The sequence below is a fragment of the Streptomyces flaveolus genome, from assembly GCF_014648815.1.
In the GTDB taxonomy this organism is placed as follows: domain Bacteria; phylum Actinomycetota; class Actinomycetes; order Streptomycetales; family Streptomycetaceae; genus Streptomyces; species Streptomyces flaveolus.
The window spans coordinates 298881-318509 of sequence record NZ_BMRV01000004.1 but is presented as its reverse complement, the minus strand read 5'-3'; the positions used below and the strand labels follow the sequence as shown (position 1 = coordinate 318509).

17 protein-coding genes are annotated in these 19629 nt (G+C 70.8%); 8 read left to right on the top strand and 9 right to left on the bottom strand.

Going from position 1 to position 19629, the window contains the following annotated elements; genetic code table 11:
• Positions 1 to 119: 119 nt before the first annotated feature.
• Positions 120 to 770, top strand: coding sequence for a GntR family transcriptional regulator (locus IEZ05_RS12435; RefSeq protein WP_189230119.1), 651 nt, complete (start codon positions 120 to 122; stop codon positions 768 to 770).
• Positions 767 to 2077 (top strand): MFS transporter, encoded by a 1311-nt coding sequence (locus IEZ05_RS12430; protein ID WP_189230118.1) that lies wholly within the window; start codon positions 767 to 769, stop codon positions 2075 to 2077. The genes IEZ05_RS12435 and IEZ05_RS12430 overlap by 4 nt, the downstream gene beginning before the upstream one ends.
• Before the next feature lie 69 nt (positions 2078 to 2146).
• Here IEZ05_RS12430 and IEZ05_RS12425 read toward each other — a convergent pair whose 3' ends face one another.
• The gene (locus IEZ05_RS12425; RefSeq protein WP_189230117.1) at positions 2147 to 2971 is read right to left on the bottom strand and encodes a maleylpyruvate isomerase family mycothiol-dependent enzyme; all 825 of its coding nucleotides are present in this window, start codon (positions 2969 to 2971) and stop codon (positions 2147 to 2149) included.
• 216 nt (positions 2972 to 3187) lie between these two features.
• Here IEZ05_RS12425 and IEZ05_RS12420 point away from each other — a divergent pair, with 216 nt between their 5' ends.
• Positions 3188 to 3982, top strand: a complete 795-nt coding sequence (locus IEZ05_RS12420) for a carbon-nitrogen family hydrolase (protein WP_189230116.1) — start codon at positions 3188 to 3190, stop codon at positions 3980 to 3982.
• Positions 3983 to 3997: 15 nt separating this feature from the next.
• Here the strand turns inward: IEZ05_RS12420 and IEZ05_RS12415 are convergent, their stop codons facing one another.
• From IEZ05_RS12415 to IEZ05_RS12400, 4 genes are all read right to left on the bottom strand, one after another.
• Positions 3998 to 4504, bottom strand: coding sequence for an LURP-one-related/scramblase family protein (locus tag IEZ05_RS12415; RefSeq protein WP_189230115.1), 507 nt, complete (start codon positions 4502 to 4504; stop codon positions 3998 to 4000).
• An 80-nt stretch (positions 4505 to 4584) separates the two neighbouring features.
• Positions 4585 to 4836 carry a DUF6458 family protein gene (locus IEZ05_RS12410; protein WP_189230114.1) on the bottom strand — a complete coding sequence of 84 codons (252 nt, stop codon included), beginning with the start codon at positions 4834 to 4836 and terminating at the stop codon, positions 4585 to 4587.
• Between the two features lie 124 nt (positions 4837 to 4960).
• Entirely contained in the window at positions 4961 to 6259 is a 1299-nt protein-coding gene (locus IEZ05_RS12405; RefSeq protein ID WP_189230113.1) for a M18 family aminopeptidase, read from the bottom strand.
• 131 nt (positions 6260 to 6390) lie between these two features.
• The gene (locus IEZ05_RS12400) at positions 6391 to 8217 is read right to left on the bottom strand and encodes an acyl-CoA dehydrogenase (RefSeq protein ID WP_189230112.1); all 1827 of its coding nucleotides are present in this window, start codon (positions 8215 to 8217) and stop codon (positions 6391 to 6393) included.
• Between the two features lie 151 nt (positions 8218 to 8368).
• On the opposite strand from IEZ05_RS12400, the gene IEZ05_RS12395 reads away from it, so the two are divergent.
• The 4 genes from IEZ05_RS12395 to IEZ05_RS12380 all read left to right on the top strand — a co-directional run bounded on the left by IEZ05_RS12395 (position 8369) and on the right by IEZ05_RS12380 (position 11483).
• Positions 8369 to 8836, top strand: a complete 468-nt coding sequence (locus tag IEZ05_RS12395; protein ID WP_189230111.1) for an SseB family protein — start codon at positions 8369 to 8371, stop codon at positions 8834 to 8836.
• 130 nt (positions 8837 to 8966) lie between these two features.
• Complete coding sequence (locus tag IEZ05_RS12390; protein WP_189230110.1) at positions 8967 to 9473, top strand: hypothetical protein; 507 nt, start codon at positions 8967 to 8969, stop codon at positions 9471 to 9473.
• Positions 9470 to 10294 (top strand): pirin family protein, encoded by an 825-nt coding sequence (locus tag IEZ05_RS12385; protein WP_229869695.1) that lies wholly within the window; start codon positions 9470 to 9472, stop codon positions 10292 to 10294. The genes IEZ05_RS12390 and IEZ05_RS12385 overlap by 4 nt, the downstream gene beginning before the upstream one ends.
• A 79-nt stretch (positions 10295 to 10373) precedes the next feature.
• The gene (locus IEZ05_RS12380) at positions 10374 to 11483 is read left to right on the top strand and encodes an AI-2E family transporter (protein WP_189230109.1); all 1110 of its coding nucleotides are present in this window, start codon (positions 10374 to 10376) and stop codon (positions 11481 to 11483) included.
• Here the strand turns inward: IEZ05_RS12380 and IEZ05_RS12375 are convergent.
• Positions 11390 to 13579: a SpoIIE family protein phosphatase gene (locus IEZ05_RS12375; RefSeq protein ID WP_189230108.1), complete on the bottom strand. Its 2190-nt coding sequence runs from the start codon at positions 13577 to 13579 to the stop codon at positions 11390 to 11392. The genes IEZ05_RS12380 and IEZ05_RS12375 overlap by 94 nt on opposite strands.
• A gap of 192 nt (positions 13580 to 13771) precedes the next feature.
• Here IEZ05_RS12375 and aspS point away from each other — a divergent pair, with 192 nt between their 5' ends.
• Positions 13772 to 15535 (top strand): aspartate--tRNA ligase, encoded by a 1764-nt coding sequence (aspS, locus tag IEZ05_RS12370; RefSeq protein WP_189230107.1) that lies wholly within the window; start codon positions 13772 to 13774, stop codon positions 15533 to 15535.
• A 65-nt stretch (positions 15536 to 15600) separates the two neighbouring features.
• On the opposite strand, the gene IEZ05_RS12365 is transcribed toward aspS, so the two are convergent.
• From IEZ05_RS12365 to IEZ05_RS12355, 3 genes are all read right to left on the bottom strand, one after another.
• Positions 15601 to 15966, bottom strand: a complete 366-nt coding sequence (locus IEZ05_RS12365) for a PH domain-containing protein (protein ID WP_189230106.1) — start codon at positions 15964 to 15966, stop codon at positions 15601 to 15603.
• Positions 15967 to 16085: 119 nt separating this feature from the next.
• On the bottom strand, positions 16086 to 17702 hold the full coding sequence (metG, locus tag IEZ05_RS12360) for a methionine--tRNA ligase (protein ID WP_189230105.1): 1617 nt from the start codon (positions 17700 to 17702) through the stop codon (positions 16086 to 16088).
• 137 nt (positions 17703 to 17839) lie between these two features.
• Positions 17840 to 19399, bottom strand: coding sequence for a VWA domain-containing protein (locus tag IEZ05_RS12355; RefSeq protein WP_189230104.1), 1560 nt, complete (start codon positions 19397 to 19399; stop codon positions 17840 to 17842).
• Between the last annotated feature and the right edge of the window lie 230 nt (positions 19400 to 19629).

Sequence of the window (19629 nt, the reverse complement as noted above, 5' to 3'; positions counted from 1 at the left end):
GACACGTGAATAGCACGGACGGTTGTGCTGGATGCGGGAGCTTCCCCCTGATGGGTGGATGCGCGTCCGGATGCTGGACGGGGCCCCTCTTGCGTCCCTGTTGTATCTATCCTGTGGGCATGACCATGGCCGTGAAGCAACCCCCCGCCGCCGACCGCGTGTACGCCCACGTCAAGCAGGCCGTCCTCGAGCGCCGCTACGAGGGCGGGACCCTGCTCACCGAGGGCGAACTCGCCGAGGCCGTGGGCGTCTCGCGCACCCCGGTGCGGGAGGCGCTGCTCCGGCTCGAGGTCGAGGGGCTCATCCGGCTCTACCCGAAGAAGGGCGCACTGGTCCTGCCGGTCTCCGCCCAGGAGATCGCGGACGTGGTGGAGACCCGGCTGCTGGTCGAGGAGCACGCGGCGCGCAAGGCCGTACCCGCCCCGCCCGGACTCATCGAGCGACTGGAGGAACTGCTCGCCCGCCAGCACGAGCAGGCCGCCGCCGGCGATCTCGCCGCCGCCTCCGTCACCGACCGCTGCTTCCACGCCGAGATCGTCCGCAGCGGCGGCAACGAGATCCTCTCCCGTCTCTACGACCAGCTCCGTGACCGCCAGTTGCGCATGGGCGTCGCCGTCATGCACTCCCACCCCGACCGGATCGCCAAGACGCTCGCCGAGCACGAGGAGATCCTCGACGCGCTGCGTGCCGGGGACGCGGAGGCGGCCGTCGGCGTGGTCCACCGGCACGTGGGCTGGTTCTCGCACCTGGCGCGGGGTGATGTCCGATGAGTTCCGCCGCACTGGGCAAGAACACCCTGCCGGGTGACCCGCCCGGAGGGCGGCGCGCGATCGCCGTCTGGAGCATCGGCGTCGCCGTCTACTTCGTCGCCGTCATCTTCCGCACGTCCCTGGGCGTGGCCGGCCTCGACGCGGCCGACCGCTTCCACGTCAACGCCTCCGCCCTGTCCACCTTCTCCATCCTCCAGCTGCTGGTCTACGCCGGCATGCAGATACCCGTGGGCCTGCTGGTCGACCGGCTGGGCACGAAGCGGGTGCTCGGGATCGGCGTCGTCCTGTTCACGGTGGGGCAGCTGGGCTTCGCCTTCTCACCGACGTACGGCACCGCGCTGGCGTCGCGGGCGCTGCTCGGCTGCGGCGACGCGATGACGTTCATCAGCGTGCTGCGGCTCGGCACCCGCTGGTTCCCGGCCCGGCGCGGGCCGATGGTCGCCCAGCTCGCCGGACTGGTCGGCATGGCGGGCAACCTGGTCTCCACGCTGGTCCTGGCCCGCCTGCTGCACGGCATCGGCTGGACGGCGGCCTTCGCGGGCAGCGCGCTCGCCGGCGTGGTCGTCCTCGTCCTGCTGGTGCTCTTCCTGAAGGACCACCCCGAGGGTCACGAGCCGGCTCCGGTGCCGCACCAGGGGGCCGCGTACGTACGACGGCAGATCGCCGCCTCCTGGCGGGAGCCGGGCACCCGGCTGGGGCTGTGGGTGCACTTCACCACCCAGTTCCCGGCGATGGTGTTCCTGCTGCTGTGGGGCATGCCGTTCCTCGTGGAGGCCCAGGGGCTGTCCCGGGGCACGGCCGGCGGGCTGCTCACCCTCGTGGTGCTGTCCAACATGACGGTCGGCCTGGTCTACGGCCAGATCATCGCCCGGCACCACGCGGCACGGCTGCCGCTGGCGCTCGGCACCGTGGGCGCGACGGCGGCCCTGTGGGCGACCACGCTGGCCTACCCGGCCGAGCACGCGCCGATGTGGCTGCTGGTCGTGCTGTGCACGGTGCTCGGCGCGTGCGGGCCGGCGTCGATGATCGGCTTCGACTTCGCGCGGCCGGCGAATCCGCCGGAGCGGCAGGGGACGGCGTCCGGGATCACGAACATGGGGGGCTTCGTGGCGTCGATGACCACGCTGTTCGCGATCGGGGTGCTGCTGGACGCGACCGGGGACGACTACGCCGTGGCGTTCTCGTCGGTCTTCGTGCTGCAGGCGCTGGGTGTCACGCAGATCCTCCGGTTGCGGAAGCGGGCGGCGCGCAGGGAGCGGGAGCGGTTGGTGGCCAGCCGGGTGGAGACGGTGCACGTGCCGGTGTAGGCACCCGGCGTGGGTGCGGGCCGTGCTGGGGGCTGCCGCCCCCAGGCCCCCGCTGCCTCAGCACCGGCGTTACTGCGTCACCGTGAAGTTCCTGAGGATCGCCGTCGTCAGGTCCGGGTCGCCCTCCGTCTTGATGCGGTCCGCGACCGCCTCCGGTGTCACCCGGCCGCAGGCCAGGCGGACGTACGTCTCCCAGTCGAGGGTGAGGGCGGCGGCCGGGCCGAGGGCGGGGGCCGTCTCCAGGGTGCCGCGGCCCTGGATGTCGACGCGGATCGTGCGCAGGAACTCGACGGGGCCGTGGACGTCGAAGACGACCGCCGAGCTGCGCGGCGCGTCCGCGCGCTCGGCGACGACGCCCGGCAGCTCCGCGAGCAGCACGTCACGGGCGACGAGCGCGCCGGGGGAGTCGAGGTTGCCGGGACGGCCGAGGGCCGTGCGCAGGTCCTGCTCGTGCGCCCACACGGCGAACGCGTGCCGGCGCATGGACTCCTCCAGCGTCAGCTCGGAACCCATCGGACCGCGCACCTTCGTGCCCGGGTCCCGCGACTCGTTCCGCAGCTGCCGGTTGCGCCGGATGATCATGTACTCGAGCTCGGAGGTGATCTCGGGCGCCGTGTGGTGACGGCGGACGTCGACCTGCATCTCCATGTAGCGCTGCTGGTCGTTGGTGACGTGGAACAGGTCGCGCGGGAGCGTGTGAATGGGGCGCGGGTCGCCCAGCATCTCGGAGTCCAGGCCCATGACGTGCGAGACGATGTCCCGCACCGACCAGCCCGGGCAGGGGGTGCGACGGTTCCACTCTGCTTCCACAAGCGGCTGGACCAGCTCGGATATCGCCTCGATGGAGTGAGTCCAGGCGTCGGCGTAGGGCTGGAGGGTGGGATGCAGACTCACGGAACGGGACCCCTCGGCGGTCGGTACACGGGCAGGTTGTGGCGGCGGTGCCAGTGGGAGGTGGCTGCGGTCGGCGGTCTTGGAACTCCCCCGGTTCTCGGCTGCGCTCGAACCAGGGGGACCCCCAAGTTACGCTGCTGTGCGGCACCCCGGCAGTGCTTTCGTGTGACGATCGTAGGCCCGAGTGGACGGCTCGAATGCCAGGACGGTGGTAGTGTGCGCGCCTCTTTGATCCAAATCGCCGTGAACGAGGACGAATCCGTCGAAGCGCGCCGCCTGCGCGCGGCGTCGCTGGTCCGGGACCAGGCGGGCGCCGACCTCGTCGTGCTGCCGGAACTGTGGACCACGGGTGCGTTCGCCTTCGAGGAGTTCGGCGCGCGGGCCGAGCCGCTCCAGGGGCCGACGTACGAGGCGATGGCCAAGGCGGCGAGCGACGCGGGGGTGTGGCTGCACGCGGGGTCCGTCCCCGAGCGCGGCCCCGACGGAGAGCTCTACAACACCTCCCTCGTCCTCTCCCCCGCCGGCGACCTGGCCGCCGCCTACCGCAAGATCCACCGCTTCGGCTTCGACAAGGGCGAGGCCGTGCTGATGGGTGCGGGGAGCGAGCTGGTGACGGTCCGTCTGCCGGAGACGACCCTGGGCGTCGCGACCTGCTACGACCTCCGCTTCCCCGAGCTCTTCCGCGGCCTCGTCGACGCCGGTGCCGAGACCCTCGTCGTTCCGGCGGGCTGGCCGGAGCGCCGGCGGTCCCACTGGACGCTGCTGGCCCGGGCGCGGGCGGTGGAGAACCAGGCGTTCGTCCTCGCCTGCGGAACGGCCGGGACGCACGCCGGGGTGCCGCAGGCCGGTCACTCGATCGTGGTCGACCCCTGGGGCGAGGTGCTGGCGGAGGCCGGCGCGGACGAGGAGGTCCTCACCGTGGAGTTCGACCCGGCGAAGGTGGCGCGGACCCGGGAGCAGTTCCCGGCCCTCAAGGACCGGGTGCTGGGCCTGCGGACTCCGCGCCGGTGACGGGAGGACGGGGGATCACTCGCCCTCGTCGCCCTTCTCCCTCTCCTTCTCCGCCAGGTGGATCACGCACACGGTCAGCGCGATCAGCAGCGCGGGGTCCGCGTCGTCGCGGACCACGTCCACGCCGTAGGTGTCCCGGAGCGTCAGCCACCGTCGGGAGACGACGGCCAGCAGCTCACCGTCGTACTCGATGGCGAACTCGCGGTCGAGGATCTTGCCGCTGACATCCAGTTCGGTGCCGTCGGCCAGGGAGACCCGGTAGTGGTTGCGCAGCAGCGACAGCCGTTTGCGCCTCAGGGTCGCCAGCGGCTCGCCGGCCCGCTCGATCACCATGGTGTCGCGCAGGGCGAACATCTTCTGGTGGATGTCGATGAGCACCCGCCCCTGGGCGTCCTTCAGCTCCCAGGTGTCCCGCAACCGCATGGCCTTGCCGTCGACGAGGTACACCTTGTTGCCGCTGTCGTCCTCGATCCAGTAGTCGTCACCGAAGCCGAGGAGCCGGTCGTACACGAGGAATCTCATGCACTGACCGCTTCCCCGCCGGACGCTCCGGGACGCGGACGGTAGGCCGACAGGCTGAGCGCGGCCCGCCGCCGGCGCGCTCAGGCGCCGTAGCCGTCGCTGTAGCCGTCACGTGTGTGGTGGTGGGGCCGGTCCTCGACGACCGGGGTCGTCGGCGGCATCACGACGCGGCGGCGCCGGGCGATGCTGCTGAACGTCGCGACACCGATCAGGCCGACGATCATGAAGATGACACCGACCAGGTCGAGGTTGACCCCCTGCATGTCCCAGTCGGTCGCGAACGTGAGGATGGCTCCCACGGCGATGAGGATGATGCACCCGCCGAGGCCCATGAGTGTCGCCTCCCTGTAGATCCGGTCGGTCCGGCTTTCCGGTCGACCCGGTTCCGTTCGGGTACCCCCGGCTGGAACAGCCATGCGGCACAAGGGTGTTCCGGCCGGGGGCGCGACGGCGGGCTCAGCCCTCCAGGAACGCCACCAGCGCGTTCGCCAGCAGATGCGGGTCGTCGGCGCCGCACAACTCCCGGGCGCTGTGCATCGACAGGATGGCCACGCCGATGTCGACCGTGCGGATGCCGTGCCGGGCCGCGGTGATCGGGCCGATCGTCGTGCCGCAGGGCATGGAGTTGTTGGAGACGAAGGTCTGGAAGGGGACGTCCGCCTTCTCGCAGGCGGCGGCGAAGACCGCGCGGCCCGAACCGTCCGTGGCGTAACGGTTGTTGACGTTGACCTTCAGGATGGGGCCGCCGTTGACGCGCGGGTGGTGCGTCGGGTCGTGCCGTTCCGCGTAGTTGGGGTGGACGGCGTGGCCGGTGTCGGAGGACAGACAGACGGTGCCCGCGAAGGCCCGCGCCCGGTCCTCGTACGAGCCGCCGCGCGCGAACACCGAGCGCTCCAGCACGCCGCCGAGCAGCGGGCCGTCCGCGCCGGTGTCCGACTGGGAGCCGTTCTCCTCGTGGTCGAAGGCGGCGAACACGGGGATGTGGGAGAGGCCGGTGCCCGAGGCGGCGACGGCGGCCAGGGCGGCGGTCCCGGCGTGCACGGACAGCAGGTTGTCCATGCGGGGGCCGGCCACCAGCTCCCGGTCGCGCCCCAGGTACGCGGGGGGCTCCACGGAGTGGGTCATCAGGTCCCAGCCGGTGACCGTGCCGGGCTCCAGACCGGCCTCCTCCTCCAGGAAGGAGATGAGGTCGCCGTCGCGCACGGTGTCGCCGAGGCCCCAGACGGGCTGGAGGTGGCGCTGCTTGTCGAGCTTGAGTCCCTCCGTGGACACGTTGCGGTCCATGTGGATGGCGAGCTGCGGGACGCGCAGCAGCGGGCGGTCGACGTTGACCAGCCGGGTCGAGCCGTCCCGCAGGGAGAGGCGGCCGGCCAGCCCCAGGTCGCGGTCGAGCCAGGAGTTCATCAGCGGCCCGCCGTAGATCTCCACGGCGATCTGGCGCCAGCCGTGCGCACCGCTGTCGGGCCGCGGCTTCACGCGCAGGTTGGGGGAGTCGGTGTGCGCGCCGATGATGCGGAAGGGCGTGTGCGGCTCGGCGCCCTCGGGGACGTACCAGGCCACGATCGCGCCGCCGCGCAGCACGTACTTGCCGCCGGCCGTCCCCTCCCAGGCGTCCGTCTCCGAGACCTGCCGGAAACCGGCCTTCTCCAGCCGTTCGGCGGCGTTCGCCACGGCGTGGTACGGCGTCGGGCCGGCCGCCAGGAAGGACATCAGGTCGTCGGTGTGGCCGCGGTCGAAGCGGGAGGGTGCGCTCATGGGGTTCACCTTAACGACGTGCGAGGGCCCGCTCCCCGTCTGCCGGGAGCGGGCCCTCGTGAGGGTGTGTGGGGACTGTGGAGAGTGCCCGAAAGGCTCCGGAAGGAACCTTGCGGGCGTCCGGAACGGCCTTAGAAGGCGGCCTCGTCCAGCTCCATCAGGTCCAGCTCGACGCCCTGGGCGACCTTGCGGGCCAGGGTGACGCCGGGCAGGACGTTGGCGGCGAAGAACTTCGCCGCGGCGATCTTGCCGGTGTAGAAGGCCTTGTCCTTGGCGGACGCGGTCGGCAGCTTCTCGGCGGCGATCGCGGCGCCCTTGAGAAGCAGGTAGCCGACGATCACGTCGCCGGAGGCGAGCAGCAGGCGGGTGGTGTTGAGGCCCACCTTGTAGATGTTCTTGACGTCCTGCTCGGTGGCCGCGAGGTCGGTGAGCATCAGCCCGACGATGGCCTCCAGCTCGACGGCGGCCTTGGCCAGGTGCTCGCGGGCGCCGGACAGCTCCTCGCCACCGGTGGCGAGCGCCAGGAACTTCTTGATGTCCTCGGCGACCGAGTTCAGCGCGGCGCCCTGGTTGCGGACGATCTTCCGGAAGAAGTAGTCCTGGCCCTGGATCGCCGTGGTGCCCTCGTACAGGGTGTCGATCTTGGCGTCGCGGATGTACTGCTCGATCGGGTACTCCTGGAGGAACCCGGAGCCGCCGAAGGTCTGGAGCGACTGGGCGAGCTGCTCGTAGGCCTTCTCCGAGCCGTAGCCCTTGACGATCGGCAGGAGCAGGTCGTTGAGGGCGTGCTCGGTCGAGGCGTCCTCGCCGTTCGCCTCCTTGACCTGGATCTCGTCCTGGACGGAGGCGGTGTACATCACCAGCGCGCGCATGCCCTCGGCGTACGCCTTCTGCGTCATCAGGGAGCGGCGGACGTCCGGGTGGTGCGTGATGGTGACCTTGGGGGCCGTCTTGTCCATGAAGTTCGCCAGGTCGGGACCCTGGACGCGCTCCTTGGCGTACTCCAGGGCGTTGAGGTAGCCCGTGGAGAGGGTGGAGATCGCCTTCGTGCCGACCATCATGCGGGCGAACTCGATGATGCGGAACATCTGGCGGATGCCGTCGTGCTTGTCGCCGATCAGCCAGCCCTTGGCGGGGTGGCGGTCGCCGAAGGTCATCTCGCAGGTGTTGGAGGCCTTCAGGCCCATCTTGTGCTCGACGTTGGTGGCGTAGACGCCGTTGCGCTCGCCCAGCTCGCCGGTCTCGAAGTCGAACTCGTACTTCGGCACGAGGAAGAGGGACAGGCCCTTGGTGCCGGGGCCGGCGCCCTCGGGGCGGGCGAGGACGTAGTGGAGGATGTTCTCCGACATGTCGTGCTCGCCGGACGTGATGAAGCGCTTCACGCCCTCGATGTGCCAGGAGCCGTCCTCCTGCTGCACGGCCTTGGTGCGGCCGGCGCCGACGTCCGAGCCGGCGTCCGGCTCGGTGAGCACCATGGTGGAGCCCCACTGCTTCTCGACGGCGATCTTGGCGATGTGCTTCTGGACCTCGTTGCCCTCCTCGAAGAGGATGCCGGCGAAGGCCGGGCCGGAGGAGTACATCCACACGGCCGGGTTGGCGCCGAGGATCAGCTCCGCGTAGGCCCAGATGAGCGAGCGCGGCGAGGTGGTGCCGCCGATCTCCTCGGGCAGGCCGAGGCGCCAGTACTCGGAGTCCATGAAGGCCTGGTAGCTCTTCTTGAAGGACGCGGGGACCGGCGCGGTGTTGGTCTCGGGGTCGAAGACCGGCGGGTTGCGGTCGGCGTCCGCGAACGACTCCGCCAGCTCGTTCTCCGAGAGGCGGGTCAGCTCCTCGAGGACGCTCTTGGCGGTGTCCGTGTCCATCTCCGCGAACGGACCCGTGCCGTAAACCTTGTCACGGCCGAGCACCTCGAAGAGGTTGAACTCGATGTCCCGGAGATTCGGCTTGTAGTGCCCCATGGCGACGGCTCCGTCGATAGATCGGCGAGGCACTGGCTCCTCGCACACTCAAACACGTACCAACTAGTAGCTCCGATGATGCTACCCGTCGGTAATAAGAAGCAACCCCGCACCGCCCATCTGTGACTCGTTACTCGTTACGCTGTGCGCCATGTACGGCTACGACCAGACCGCGGGTCCTCAGCAGCAGCAGTACGCGCCGCCGCAGCAGCCGATGTCCGGCGGGTACGGGCAGCAGCCGCCGCTGTACCCCGAGCCGTCGCCGCCCTCGCTCGCGGACGCGGTGCGTGCCTTCACCACGGGGCAGATGGCCGCCGAGGACTTCCAGCAGATCTTCGCCACCTCGAAGGTCTACTGCCCGCGCGGCGACAACCCGGGCTTCCTGGCGCTGCACAACACCCAGCAGCCGGTGATCCCGATGTTCACCTCGCTCAAGGAGCTGCGCCGGTACGCGGGCAAGGAGTCCAAGTACTTCGTGATCACCGGCGCGGAGGTGATCGACCTGCTGCCGACCGGCTACGGCTTCGTCCTGGACATGGAGGGCGAGCACCGGATGGTCTTCGACGCCAAGGCGGTCGAACAGATGGTCGATTTCGCGATGCGGCGGATGTACGGCTAGACGCGGTCGCCGCGCGGGCGGCCGACGAGCGGAGTGATTCCTTCCGTCGACGGGGTGCCCTTATGGTGCCGACGTGATCCGCAGGAGCACGGCCCCGTCCCTGTCCTTACGCCGCCGGAGCATGTGGGCGGTGCCGCGGAACCGGCTGTGGGGGGTCGCGGCGGCCGGCTATGTGCTCGTCCTGGTGTTCTTCGTGATCCGCGGCGCGGGTGCCGCCTCCTACTGGTTCTGGCTGCTGGGCCCCGTCGTCGGCCGGCTCGGCCTGGAGGCGGCCGGTGCCGGGCTGCGGGTGGGCCGCACGGCGTACGTCCTGCGGCGGCGCGGGATCGTGACCGAGGGGCGGCTGGAGGGCGGGATGGACGTCAGCGTCGACGAGTTCGGCGCGACGACCCGGCACCACCGGTACGTCTACACCGATGCCGAGGGGCGCCGCCACGCGCGCACCGGCGCGGGCGGGGGCGCGGAGCGCGTCGACATCCTCTACGACCCGCGCGATCCGGCCCGCACCACCAAGGTCGGACGCGGCACCGCGGGCTGGTTCGCCGGGGCGGGGGTGCTGCTGCTGGTGCCCGGACTGCCGCTGGTCGCCTGGGGCGCCGGGCTGATGGCCGCGGCGGTCGTGCGCGCGCTCGGATGACCCGTTCGTCCGGCCGGGGTGCGGCGGAACCCGGAGGGAATGCCCTCCGGGTTTTCCTGGTTCAGGGTGGCAAGAAGTTCAACGCTCAACTAAAGTGGGCGTACCCGAGGAGGTACATCGACGGGATCTTCGACCACCAGGACTCCAACGGCGGTGGCGGCACCATCACCAACGGCGACACCCAGTGGATGACGGCCGGCTCCGGCCTGCTGCACATCGAGGCGCCGCCGGAGCAGCTGGTCATGTCCGGCGGTCTCTTCCACGGCCTCCAGCTGTGGGTGAACCTCCCGGCCAAGGACAAGATGATGGCCCCCCGCTACCAGGACATCCGCAGCGGCTCGGTCCAGCTGCTCACCTCCCCCGACGGCGGCGCGCTGCTGCGCGTCATCGCCGGCGAGCTGGACGGCCACGAGGGTCCCGGCATCACGCACACGCCGATCACCATGGTCCACGCCACGCTCGCGCCGGGCGCCGAGGTCACGCTGCCCTGGCGCGAGGACTTCAACGGCCTCGCGTACGTGCTGGCCGGGCGCGGGTCGGTGGGTGCCGAGCGGCGTCCGATCCACCTGGGCCAGACGGCGGTGTTCGGGGCCGGAGGGTCGCTGACCGTCCGCGCGGACGAGAAGCAGGACTCGCACACCCCCGACCTCGAGGTCGTCCTCCTGGGCGGGCAGCCGATCCGCGAGCCCATGGCCCACTACGGTCCGTTCGTCATGAACACCAAGGACGAGCTGATGCAGGCCTTCGAGGACTTCCAGAAGGGCCGGCTGGGCACCGTCCCCGCGGTGCACGGCATGTCCGCCGAGGGCCCCGGCGCCTGACGGCCGTACGGCCGCGTGGTCTCACCCGGGCGGGCCGTCCGCACAGGACAGCCCGCCCGGTGCGTGATCGGCTGGAGCGGTGCACCTGCTTCCCGGTCCGGTACGCCGTTTCGCCGCCTGGTGCGTCGTCATCCTGCTCGCCAGCGGGGTCGTCTACGTCGCGATCCGGCTGTGCGTCGAGCTCCGCACCGCGGTGACGCCGGCGCTGCTCGCGCTGCTCGGCACCGCCCTGCTCAGACCGCTGCACCGGCGGCTGGTGAAGGCGCATGTGCAGCGGTCCCTGGCCGCGGGGCTGACCTGCGTCGCCGTCGTGGCCGTGGTCGGCGGGGCCGTGTACATCGTGGTCGCCGCGCTGATCGACACCGGCGACCAGATCATCGCCTCGCTCAAGGACGCGGCCCAAGGCGTCGCCGATCACTTCGGGGCGGCCGGGACCTCCCTGGACGACCTCGCCTCCAACTCGCGCGAGTTGCTCGGCAAGTTCGGCGGTACGGCCGCCTCCGGGGTGATCACCGGGGTGAGCGTGGCCGGCGAGATGCTGGCCATGGCGGTCCTCGCGCTGCTGCTCGTCTTCTTCTTCCTGCGTGACTCCGACCGCGCCGTCGGCACGGTGCGCTCCGTCGTTCCCGGGCGGAGCGCCGACATGGCCGAGGCGATGGCGCGGCGGGCCTTCGGGGCCGTCGAGGGGTTCATGCGGGGCACCACCCTCATCGCCCTGATCGACGCCGTCTGCATCACCGTGGGGCTGCTGGTGCTCCGCGTGCCCGGCGCGGTCGGGCTCGGCGCGCTGGTCTTCGTCGGCGCCTACATCCCCTATCTCGGCGCCTTCATCTCCGGGGCCGTCGCCGTGCTGGTCGCGCTCGCCGACCGCGGGTTCGTCATCGCGCTGTGGGCCCTGGGGGTGGTGCTGGCCGTGCAGGTGCTGGAGGGGCACGTGCTCCAGCCGATGGTCCAGAGCCGGACCGTGCAGATGCACCCGGCGGTCGTGCTGCTGGCGCTCACCGCGGGGGCGTCGGTGGCGGGCATCCTGGGGATGCTCCTCGCCGTTCCGCTCACCGCCGCCGCGTTCGGGATCGTCCACGAGCTCCAGGGCCGCTACTCGGCCTCCGAGGAGACGTCCACGAGTCCGAAGGCCGCGCCCGGCCCGTCCTCGGATCCGTCTTCGGACCCGTCGTCCGGGGATTCGTAGAACTCGAACCAGATGCTCTTGCCCTCGCCGCGCGGGGCGACGCCCCAGGCGTCCGAGAGCAGTTCGATCAGCATCAGGCCGCGTCCGGAGGACGCCATCTCCCCCGGGCGCCGCTTGTGCGGCAGGTCGTCGCCGCTGTCGGTGACCTCCACCCGGATGTGCCGCTCGCCCGCAACCCCGCTGACCTCGGCGACCAGCAGCGCGTTGGCGTCGGTGTGGACGAGGACGTTCGTCAGCACCTCGGACAGCAGCAGGACCGCCGCGTCCCGCTGCTCCTCGTCGGGCCAGTCGTGCAGCAGGTCCCGCAGATGCTGCCGGGCGACGGCGATCCGCTCGGGCTCGGCCTGCGCGACCGTCAGCATCGTGCGCCGTACGGGGGGCCGGGTGACCGTGCTCATGCCCTGGCCGCAGCTCTCGTCCCGCCAGCACAGCAGCACCAGGGCGATGTCGTCCTCCCGCCGGTCGGCCAGGGGGCCGGTGGTGTGGTGCGAGGACGGCCCGTGCACCGCCTGGACGAGTGCGTCGGCCAGCTCCTCCAGGTCGCCCTGGTGCTCCTCCAGGACGACCCGCAGGCGGTGCCAGCCGGTCTGGAGGTCGTGGCCGCCCGTCTCGACCAGCCCGTCCGTGCAGAGCATCAGGGTGTCGCCGGGCTCCAGGGCGAGCCGGGAGGTCGGGTAGTCCGAGTCCGGGTCGACACCGAGCGGCAGCCCGCCCTCGGTGGCGAGGATCAGCGCCGTGCCGTCGGCCATCCGCACCACGGGGTCCAGGTGGCCGGCCCGGGCGCTCTCCACGATGCCGGTGGCCGGGTCCACCTCCGCGTAGAAGCAGGTCGCGAAGCGCAGGTCGGCGGGGTCCTCGGCGGAGTCGGCCAGGCTGTGGAAGAAGTGGGAGGCCCGGGAGAGCACCGCGTCGGGGCGGTGGCCCTCCGACGCGTAGGCGCGCAGCGCGATGCGCAGCTGGCCCATCAGCCCGGCGGCCCGTACGTCGTGTCCCTGGACGTCGCCGATGACCAGGGCGAAGCGGCCCCGGGGCAGCGGGATCATGTCGTACCAGTCGCCGCCGACCTGGAGTCCGCCGCCGGTGGGGACGTAGCGAGCGGCGATGTTCATGCCGGGGATCTCCGGTCCCAGCGCGGGCAGCATGGTGCGCTGCAGTCCGTCGGTCAGCTCCCGCTGGGTCTCGGCGGCGCCCGCCCGCGACAGCGCCTGCGCCAGCATCCGGGCCACGGTGGTCAGCACCGACCGCTCGTCCGGCGTGAAGGCGACGGGATAGGCGAAGGCGGCCATCCAGGCGCCCATGGTGCGGCCCCCCGCGACCAGCGGCAGGAAGGCCCAGGACTGGCGGCCGAAGCGCTCGGCGAGCGGCCAGGTGATCGGGTAGCGGGCGCGGTACTGCCCGGGGGAGGAGAGGTACACGGCACGGCCGGTGCGGACCACCTCGGCGGCCGGGTAGTCGGTCTCCAGCGGCATGTCCACGAACGGGTTCATGTCGTTCTGCGGCTGGCCGTGGTGACCGATGACCGTCAGGTGGTCGCCCGACACGCCGAACACCGCGAGCCCGTCCGGTGAGAACCCGGGCATCGCCAGGCCCGCGGCCACCCGCAGCACCTCCGCGGTGGAGCGCGCCTCCGCCAGCGCTCGGCCCGCGTCCAGCAGGAACGCCTCCCGCGAGCGGCGCCAGTCGCCGGTCACCGCGCTGCGTCCCGCGGGTGTGCCGGGCGTCGGCTCGGCGACCTCCTGGATCGTGCCGATCAGCTCGTAGGCCTTGCGCGCGGAGTCGAAGGACGGTTTGGAGCGGCTGCGGACCACCCGGACGTTGCGGCCGTGCTCGTCCATGATCCGGATACGGACCTCGGCGAGCGTGTTCTCGGCGACGGCCCGCTGGACGACGCCGGTGACCTCGTTCCAGTCCACCGGGTGCAGCCGGGCCCGCACCTGGGCCTCGGTGAGCCTGGCCCCCCGGGCCGGCAGTCCGAGCAGCCGGGCGGCCTCCGCGTCGACCGTGACCTCTCCGGCGGCGGTGTCCCAGTGCCAGAGGCCGGTCGCGAGGGCGGTGAGGACCTCCCCCACCTCGGGCAGGGGCTCGCCAGTGCGCATTGCCCCACTGTAAGAAGAGGTGATCGGAGGCTGCCACCGCTCGTTCCCGCGGTATTGGTGAGGAACCGAGCCGTGAGTCCCCGGTACGCTGGGGTTGTTTCACGTGAAACACGGACCGCGAGACCACACCAGGTGAGCCCCGTGAGATCCGTGGGACACAGCCCCCGATCCGCGAAGACTGGATGAACGACGATGCATCGGTACAGGTCCCACACCTGCGGCGAGCTCCGCTCCTCTGACGTCGGCACCGACGTCCGACTGAGTGGCTGGCTGCACAATCGGCGCGACCTGGGCGGCATCCTCTTCATCGATCTGCGCGATCACTACGGCATCACCCAGCTCGTCGCCCGTCCGGGTACGGAGGCGTACGAGGCGCTGGACAAGCTGACCAAGGAATCGACCGTCCGGGTCGACGGCAAGGTCGTCTCCCGCGGTGCCGAGAACATCAACCCCGACCTGCCCACCGGTGAGGTCGAGGTCGAGGTGGGCGAGGTCGAGCTGCTCGGCGCGGCCCAGCCGCTGCCCTTCACCATCAACACCGAGGACGGGGTCAACGAGGAGCGGCGCCTGGAGTACCGCTTCCTGGACCTGCGCCGCGAGCGCATGCACCGCAACATCATGCTGCGCACGGCGGTCATCTCGGCGATCCGGCACAAGATGACGGCGCTGGGCTTCAACGAGATGGCGACGCCGATCCTGAGCGCCACCTCCCCGGAGGGCGCCCGTGACTTCGTGGTCCCGTCCCGTCTGAACCCCGGCAAGTTCTACGCGCTGCCGCAGGCCCCGCAGCAGTTCAAGCAGCTGCTGATGATCTCCGGCTTCGACCGCTACTTCCAGATCGCGCCCTGCTTCCGCGACGAGGACGCCCGCGCGGACCGCTCGCCGGGCGAGTTCTACCAGCTCGACGTGGAGATGAGCTTCGTCGAGCAGGAGGACGTCTTCCAGCCGATCGAGAAGCTCATGACCGAGCTGTTCGAGGAGTTCGGCAACGGCCGGCACGTGACGTCGCCGTTCCCGCGGATCCCGTTCCGCGAGGCGATGCTGAAGTACGGCTCCGACAAGCCGGACCTGCGGGCCAAGCTGGAGCTCGTCGACATCACCGACATCTTCGAGGGCTCGGAGTTCAAGGCCTTCGCCGGCAAGCACGTGCGGGCCCTGGCGGTGCCGGACGTCTCCGGCCAGCCGCGCAAGTTCTTCGACCAGCTGGGTGACTACGCCGTCTCGCAGGGCGCCAAGGGCCTGGCCTGGGTCCGCGTCGGCGAGGACGGCACGCTGTCCGGCCCGATCGCGAAGTTCCTGACCGAGGAGAACGTTGCCGAGCTGACCAAGCGCCTGTCGCTGGCCGCCGGTCACGCGGTGTTCTTCGGCGCGGGCGAGTTCGACGAGGTCTCGAAGATCATGGGCGCGGTGCGGGTCGAGGCCGCCAAGCGCGCCGGTCACTTCGAGGAGGACGTCTTCCGCTTCTGCTGGATCGTCGACTTCCCGATGTACGAGAAGGACGAGGAGACCGGCGCGATCGACTTCTCGCACAACCCGTTCTCGATGCCGCAGGGCGGCCTGGAGGCCCTGGAGACCCAGGACCCGCTGGACATCCTGGGCTGGCAGTACGACATCGTCTGCAACGGCGTCGAGCTGTCCTCGGGCGCGATCCGGAACCACGAGCCGGAGATCATGCTCAAGGCGTTCGAGATCGCGGGATACGACCGTGAGACGGTCGAGGACAAGTTCGCCGGCATGCTGCGCGCGTTCCGCTTCGGCGCCCCGCCGCACGGCGGCATCGCCCCGGGCGTCGACCGCATCGTGATGCTCCTCGCGGACGAGCCGAACATCCGCGAGACGATCGCCTTCCCGCTCAACGGCAACGCCCAGGACCTGATGATGGGTGCCCCGACCGAGCTGGACGAGACCCGCCTGCGCGAACTGCACCTCTCGGTGCGCAAGCCGCAGCCGAAGTAGACGGTCGCACCACAGGGGCCCGGCATCGCACCGATGCCGGGCCCCTGTGCTGTTGCGGTGTGCCGTTACCGGGCCACGAACTGGGTCAGGATCGCCTGGACCTCGTAGATGTCGACGCCCTTGGTGAAGGTCTTCTGGATCGGGGCCGCGCTGCCGGAGAGCCAGATCTTCAGCTCGGCGTCGAGGTCGAAGGTGCCGGCCGTCTCCACCGCGAAGTGGGTGATGCTGCGGTACGGGATGGAGTGGTACTCGGTCTTCTTGCCGGTGATGCCCTGCTTGTCGACCAGGATCAGGCGCCGGTCCGTGAACAGGATGGTGTCGCGGATCAGCAGGTAGGCGGCGTGCACCTGCTCCCCCTGGCCGAGCAGACGCGCGTACTCCTGCTGCGCCTGGGCCGGGTCGATGCTGTGCGCGTTGCCGAACAGTGCCATGGATGGATCCCCCCACGTGAGTGGCGACGGCCGGACGGCCGTCTTCACGGGATCTTCGCAGAGCGAGGGGCCGGGGAGAAGATCCTTTCCTCCCCGGCCCCTCGCTTGTGGCACACGCGTTACGCGGTCGGCTTCTCCTCAAGACGCGGGAAGAGCACCGCGCCCTTGGTGACCGTCGAACCGGCCGGCAGTCGGCCCCAGTCCGCCGCCTCCTGGACCTTCTGGTCCGCGAGGCCGCCGAGGGAGGCCTCCGCGCCGAGGGAGTCCCACAGCTTCTGGGACGTCTCCGGCATGACCGGGTTGAGGAGGACCGCCACCGCGCGCAGGGACTCCGCGGCCGTGTAGAGGATCGTCGCCAGGCGGGCCTTGCCCTCCGGCGAGTCGTCCTTGGCGACCTTCCAGGGCTCCTGCTCGGTGATGTAGCCGTTGACCTGCTTGACGAAGTCGAAGACGGCCAGGATGCCGCCCTGGAAGTCCAGCTCCTCGCCGATCTTCCGGTCGGCGAGCGCGACGGCCTTGGCCAGGCCGTCCTGGACCGCCTTCTCGGCCTCCCCGTCGGCCGTCGCCCCCGGCAGCGTGCCGCCGAAGTACTTGCCGACCATGGCCGCGACGCGGGAGGCGAGGTTGCCGTAGTCGTTGGCCAGCTCGCTGGTGTAGCGGGCGGAGAAGTCCTCCCAGGAGAACGAGCCGTCCTGGCCGAACGCGATCGCGCGCAGGAAGTACCAGCGGTACGCGTCCACGCCGAAGTGCGAGGTCAGGTCCTGCGGCTTGATGCCGGTCAGGTTGGACTTCGACATCTTCTCGCCGCCGACCATCAGCCAGCCGTTCGCGGCGATCTTCCCCGGCAGGGGGAGGCCCTGCGCCATCAGCATCGCCGGCCAGATGATCGCGTGGAAGCGGAGGATGTCCTTGCCGACCAGGTGCACGTCGGCGGGGAACGTCGACTCGAACTTCTCCGGGTTCTCGTTGTAGCCGACCGCCGTGGCGTAGTTCAGCAGGGCGTCGACCCACACGTAGATGACGTGCTTGTCGTCCCAGGGGACCGGCACGCCCCAGTCGAACGTCGAGCGGGAGATGGAGAGGTCCTGGAGGCCCTGGCGGACGAAGTTCACGACCTCGTTGCGCGCGGACTCGGGCTGGATGAAGCCCGGGTTGGCCTCGTAGTGGGCGAGCAGCTTCTCGCTGTACTCGCTCAGCTTGAAGAAGTAGTTCTCCTCGCTGAGGATCTCCACCGGCTTCTTGTGGATCGGGCACAGCTTCTGGCCCGCGTACTCGCCCTCGCCGTCGAGCAGCTCGCCGGGGAGCTTGTACTCCTCGCAGCCCACGCAGTACGGGCCCTCGTAGCCGCCCTTGTAGATCTCGCCCTTGTCGTACAGGTCCTGCACGAACTCCTGGACGCGGTCGGTGTGCCGCTTCTGCGTGGTGCGGATGAAGTCGTCGTTCGCGATCTCCAGGTGCTCCCAGAGAGGCTCCCACGCCTCGGTGACGAGCTTGTCGGCCCACTGCTGCGGGCTGACGCCGTTCGCCTCCGCGGTGCGCATGATCTTCTGACCGTGCTCGTCCGTGCCGGTGAGGTACCACACCTTCTCGCCGCGCTGGCGGTGCCAGCGGGTGAGCACGTCGCCTGCGACGGTCGTATAGGCGTGGCCCAGGTGAGGAGCGTCGTTTACGTAGTAGATGGGGGTGCTGACGTAGAACGCCTTGCCACCCTGCTTCTCGGTTCCAGTGGCCGCCATGGTCGAAATCCTACTGGTCCCGCGGAGATCGGCTCACAGGTGTTTCGGGGGGTGGACGGGTGCTCTCCCGGTCCACCCCCCGGTGGATCCGTGCGGTGGGGTGCGTGCGTGGGGTGCGCGCGTGGGGCGCGTGGCGGTTACGGGCGCCAGTCGGCCAGCACGCCCTCGTACAGCTCCTTGTCGGTGAGCTCCTTGGGGGTCTCGCCGGCGAGGAAGTGGGAGGTGTTCGGCGTCTTGAGCTTGCGGAGGTAGTCGAACGCCTTGTTCTCCGGGTCGCCGAAGGCGACGAAGGAGAAGTGGACGTTCGGGTGGTTCGCGGCCGCGTCCGTGAGGGCCTGGGTGGCCGGGGTCTTGGCGTCCGGGGCGCCGTCGGTCTGGAAGACGACCAGGGCGGGTGTGCCCGGGGCCTCCTTGTCGTGCTGGGCGAGGACGGCCTCGACGGCGGCGTGGTAGCTGGTACGGCCCATGCGGCCGAGGGCGCCGTGCAGCTCGTCGATCTTGTTCTCGTGGTCGGTGAGGGTCAGCTCGCCGGTGCCGTCGACCTCCGTGGAGAAGAACGTGACGTGGAGGGTGGGCTCGGGGTCGAGGTGGGCGGCGAGGGCGAGGGTCTGCTCGGCGAGGGCCTGGGCGGAGCCGTCCTTGTAGTACGGGCGCATGGAGGCGGAGCGGTCGAGGACGAGGTAGACCTTGGCGCGGGTGCCGGTGAGGGTGTGCTTCTTCAGGGCGGTGCCGGCGGCCTTGTAGGCGGTGGTGAGGGCGGGGGCGCGGGAGCGGAGGCGCGCCGCGGGGGTGGCGGGTTTGGGAGCGGGGCCCTGCGGGGCCTTCTCGGTCTCGGTCTCGGCTTCGGCCTCGGTTTCGGTCTCGGCCTGGGTGTCGGGTGTGTCCTCGACGTCGGCGGCCGCGGGTTCGGGGGCCTCGGCTTCGCCTTCGGCCTCGGTGTTCCCACCCGCACCACCCGTGCGGGTTTCGTTGTCGGGTGCGGGTGGCCCCTGTGGGGCGTCCTCGCCGTCGGCGGCTGCCGGTTCGGGGGTAGCGGCCTGCGGCTCAGTCTCGGCCTCGGGCTCGGGCTCAGGCTCCGGCTTCGGCTCGGCCTCGGCCTCCGGCTCGGCCTCGGCCTCCGGCTCGGCCTCGGCCTCCGGCTCGGCCTCGGCCTCCGGCTCGGCCTCGGGCTCAGGGGTCGGCTCGGCCTCAAGCTCGGGCTTGGTCTCGGCCTCGCCCTCCACCTCGGTCTGGGCCTTGGGCTCAGACGTGGGCTCGGTCTCCGGCTCCGGCTCGGCCTTGGCCTCGGGCTTGCCTTCCGGCTCGGCCTTGGGCTCAGGGGTGGGCTCGGCCTCCGGCTTGGCCTTGGGGTCCGGCTCTGCCTCGAACTTGGCCTCGGCCTCGGGCTGGGCGCCGGGCTCGGGTTGGGGGTCGGTTTCCGGGGTCGGGAGGGTGGCGTCCGGGGAGTGGGACGGTTTGGGGACCGTGATGTTGGCGAACGCGGCCTTGACGAGTTCGTGTTCGTCGGTTTCCGTGCGGGGCTCCGGGACCTGGGCGGTCGCCTCGGTCGGCTCCTCGGGTGCGGTGGGCTGGGACGGGAGCTTCGGCTCCGGAGCGGCGGCCGGTGCCGCCGTCTCCTGCGCCGCACCCTCCGCCTGGGCGGCCCGTGCTTTGCGTGACCGGCCGAACGCGTTCCGCAGGAGAGTGAGAATGCCCATGTGCGCAACCCTTCGCGTGAGTTGATGCCCGTCAATCCCTGGCCAGGACGGACACGTAAGGTTAGCGGCCCCGTCTTGTGATCTTGCGCAGGGTTTGGCATGCGGTCCACCGGCGCGTCAAGGGCCGGATCCGGCCGCCCGCAATTCCCGTCCGGCTGCCGCGGGTTCACCCCGCGTTCACCCCGGCGTCCGTCTCCCGCACAAATGCACACCTACGGTCGCGCTGACAC